The sequence below is a fragment of the Nocardia cyriacigeorgica genome (assembly GCF_010858045.1).
Taxonomy (GTDB): domain Bacteria; phylum Actinomycetota; class Actinomycetes; order Mycobacteriales; family Mycobacteriaceae; genus Nocardia; species Nocardia cyriacigeorgica_E.
Window position 1 is genome coordinate 1 of record NZ_JAAGVC010000264.1, and the last position, 306, is coordinate 306.

The following is a 306-nucleotide window of genomic DNA, read 5'->3' on the forward strand; positions in this document are numbered from 1 at the left end:
GGGCCGACCTCCTCGACCACCCCGGCGACTTCCATGCCCATCGCGGTGCTCCCCACGTCTACCGCACCAAGACAAATAAGGACATCCCGGAAGTTCAGGCCACCGGCCCGCACCGCGATACGGACCTGCCCCTGCCCCAACGGTCGATCTGCGGCGGCGTACCGGCTCAGCCCGAGCCCGTCGAAGGTGTCGTCACCGGCCTCCAGCCGCCACGACGCCGACTCCGGCACAGCCAGACCCAGCGCATCGGTCAACCGGGTCAGACGAGCCACATGCAGCACGCCGTCACGAACCATCACCTGGGGT

At 68.6% G+C, this 306-nt stretch carries 1 protein-coding gene; it reads right to left on the reverse strand.

Going from position 1 to position 306, the window contains the following annotated elements:
- Nucleotides 1–306, reverse strand: a 306-nt coding sequence (locus tag GV790_RS29640; protein WP_163818121.1) for an alcohol dehydrogenase catalytic domain-containing protein, incomplete at both ends; no start/stop codon positions are given.